The organism is Nocardiopsis sp. TNDT3 (genome assembly GCF_003427465.1).
GTDB lineage: Bacteria > Actinomycetota > Actinomycetes > Streptosporangiales > Streptosporangiaceae > Nocardiopsis > Nocardiopsis dassonvillei.
In genome coordinates this window covers 1-2,864 of record NZ_QPFC01000903.1, presented here as the reverse complement: position 1 = coordinate 2,864, position 2,864 = coordinate 1, and the positions used below count along the sequence as shown (strand labels likewise).

At 74.9% G+C, this 2,864-nt stretch carries 3 protein-coding genes; 1 reads left to right on the top strand and 2 read right to left on the bottom strand.

The window, feature by feature from the left end; all coding sequences use genetic code 11:
- Positions 1 to 68: 68 nt before the first annotated feature.
- Both DQW06_RS21375 and DQW06_RS21370 read right to left on the bottom strand, forming a co-directional pair.
- Positions 69 to 830 carry a phosphotransferase gene (locus DQW06_RS21375; protein WP_117199177.1) on the bottom strand — a complete coding sequence of 254 codons (762 nt, stop codon included), beginning with the start codon at positions 828 to 830 and terminating at the stop codon, positions 69 to 71.
- A 44-nt stretch (positions 831 to 874) separates the two neighbouring features.
- Positions 875 to 2,110 carry an MFS transporter gene (locus DQW06_RS21370; RefSeq protein ID WP_117199176.1) on the bottom strand — a complete coding sequence of 412 codons (1,236 nt, stop codon included), beginning with the start codon at positions 2,108 to 2,110 and terminating at the stop codon, positions 875 to 877.
- A 136-nt stretch (positions 2,111 to 2,246) separates the two neighbouring features.
- Between DQW06_RS21370 and DQW06_RS21365 the strand changes: the two genes are divergently transcribed.
- On the top strand, positions 2,247 to 2,798 hold the full coding sequence (locus DQW06_RS21365; protein ID WP_013153289.1) for a transcriptional regulator: 552 nt from the start codon (positions 2,247 to 2,249) through the stop codon (positions 2,796 to 2,798).
- The last annotated feature ends 66 nt before the right edge of the window (positions 2,799 to 2,864 follow it).

Sequence of the window (2,864 nt, the reverse complement as noted above, 5' to 3'; positions counted from 1 at the left end):
GGTGGAAGGCGCGGGCGGGTCTGCGGGCGTCGCGTCCGCGGGGGTCGGCGGGCGGCGCGAGACCCCCGTCAGCGCAGCAGCGCCTCCCGCCACAGCTGGCGGTTGCGCTCGACGTACTCCGACGCCGGTCCCCAGTGGTCGGCGTGCCCCTCCGCGTGCAGGCGCGCCCACGGCTGCTCACCCGTCCGCGCGCCCTCCGTCAGCAGGTCGTACATGCCGCGCACGCGCCCCAGGACCGCGTCGGGCAGTTCACGGCGCTGGGCCCCGTCGCACCCGTACCCGTCGGCCAGGGCGCGCAGCCGCCGCGCGTCGCGCCGGGGGTCCCCGCCCTCGTGCAGCGGCACGAACCCGTGCGCGGCGTATCCGAGGTCGCCCATGCGCGTGCCCGGACCGGCGCTGTCCCAGTCGATGAAGGTCCAGGCGTCTCCGTCGCGCACCAGGTTCCACGGCGCCAGGTCGTTGTGGCAGACGAGTTCCTCGCGCTCGTGCGGGATGGGCACCTCCCACACCGGTTCCTCCGGGGGCCGGTACGCGGCGGTCAGGTCGTGGAGGCGGCGGATCGTCCCGCCCAGCCGACGCAGTTCCCCCTCCGTCATCGGCGCCGTCCGGTCCGCCATCGTCCCCGGCACGTACCCGAGCACCTGGCGGCCCCGCTCGTCCCTGCCGACCGCGGAAGGGGACGCCTCGTAGCCGCACGCCTGCAGGTACGTGAGTAGGAGCAGCACCGAAGGGGAGGAGCGCCGCCACGGTTTGCGCACGGTCCGTCCCACGCGCACCACCTGGTCGGCGACGTTGCCGCCCTCCAGCACCTCTTCCTCGGGTGGGGTCATGGTCCCCCATGCTCCACCGCGCGGTCGGGGGAGTCCACCGGTTTTCACCGGTCCCCGGGGGCTTGCCGGCTCTCGTCGGCCCGGTGCTCCGCCGCGGTCAGGGCCGCGTCGTCCAACCGGGCCAGTCCGGCGAGCAGCCCCAGGCACAGCAGCCCCATGGAGGCGAACACCCAGGTCAGTCCCAGGAACTCCGCGATGAGGCCGCCCGTCGCGGCGCCCAGCGGCATGGTGCCCCATGCCAGCAGACGGTAGGCGCTGTTCACCCGGCCGAGCAGGGGGTCGGGGGTGATCCGCTGGCGCAGCGACACCGTGACCACGTTCCACACCGCGATCCCCACCCCGCCCGCGAAGAAGCCCGCCGCGACCAGGACGGGGTCGGCGGTCACCGCGGGCAGGCCCACGAGCACGGCGAAGGTCAGCGCGCAGGTCCGCAGCGCCCGGGTGCGTCCCAAGAGTCGCTCGATCCGCCCGGCGCACAGGGCGCCCACCACGCTGCCCGCGGCGACGGCGGTCATGAGCAGGCCGTAGGCGGGCTCGGACAGGCCCATGGGCGAGTCCGGACCCACCGCGAAGAGCACGAAGACGGTGAAGGCCGCGTTGCTGGCGAAGTTGCTGGCGCCCACCATCGCCGCGAACGAGCGCAGGATCCGGTCGCGCCACAGGAAGCGCAGCCCCTCGGCGATGTCGGCGCGCAGGGTGGCGGGCGCGGCCCGCGCGGTCCGGAACCGGCCGCGCACCAGCAGCAGCGCGCCCACCGCGACCAGCCACAGCGCCGCCGGGGCGGTGAAGGCCGCCGCCGCGCCCGCCGCCACCAGCAGGCCGCCCAGGGGAGGCCCGAGGAACTGGTTCGCGGTCAGTTCGGCGGCGTGCAGCCGCCCGTTGGCCCGGGGGAGCCGGTCGCGGCCGATCACCTGCGGCAGGATCGACTGGGCCGAGGTGTCGTAGAGGGTCTCGGTGACCCCGACGCACAGCGCCACCGCGTACAGCAGCCCGACCGAGCCCAGGTCCAGGGCCAGGGACAGCGCCAGGACGCCGAGCAGCAGCGCCCGGGCGAGGTTGGCGCCGAGCATCGTCCGGCGCCGGTCGAGCCGGTCGGCCAGGGCGCCCGCCGGGAGCGCGAAGAACAGCCACGGGAGGGTCAGCGCGAACGTCACCCCGGCGATGAGGACGGGGGAGTCGGTGAAGCGCAGCGCCACCAGCGGCAGCGCCGTCTTCAGGACGCCGTCGGCGAGGTTGGACAGGGCGGAGGAGGTCCACAGGTTCCAGAAGGCGGCGCCCATCGGCGCGGGGCGCGGGCGCGGTACCGGAGGGGGAGGGGTGTGCGGGGGGTCGGCTTCCGTCATGCGGTCGAGAATGACAGATCGATTGATAAAACTCAATCGATTGCCGGAAGCCGACCGTTGTTACCCTCGGGACATGGGAGAACCGGAACAGAGCGGGACCGCCCGCCGCCCGCGCACGCGACGACCGGCCACGGTCCAGGAGGCCAAGGCCCTGGCCCACCCGCTGCGGGTCCGCATCCTGCGGCTCTGCCTGACCCGGGAGCTCACCAACAAGGAGCTGGCCGACCGTCTGGAGGTCACCCCGGGCACGGTCCTGTACCACGTCCGCCAGCTCGTGGACGCGGGCCTGCTGCTGCCCGCGCCCGTGCGTACCGGGGCCAGCGGCGCGCTGGAGAAGCCCTACCGCGCCACCGGGGAGACCTGGTGGCTGGACGGCCCCCTTCTGGACACCGACGCCGGTTCCGCCGTCGCGCCGGTGGAGGCCTTCCAGCAGGAGCTGAGCGAGGCCGGACCGGAGTCGGTGCGCACCTACTCGCGCTTCGTGCTGCACCTGTCGGACGAGGAGGTGGCGGAGCTGGACCGCCGCATCGTCGCCGTCCTGGACGAGTACGTGGCCACCGACGGCCAGCGCGCGGACCGGCCCGTCTACGCCGGGGCGTTCCTGCTGCACCGCCCCGCCGACTGATCGCCGCGCGGGCCGCGCGGCGTCGGGTTCCGGGCCCGCCCCGGTGCCCGTCGGGTCCTGTGGCGG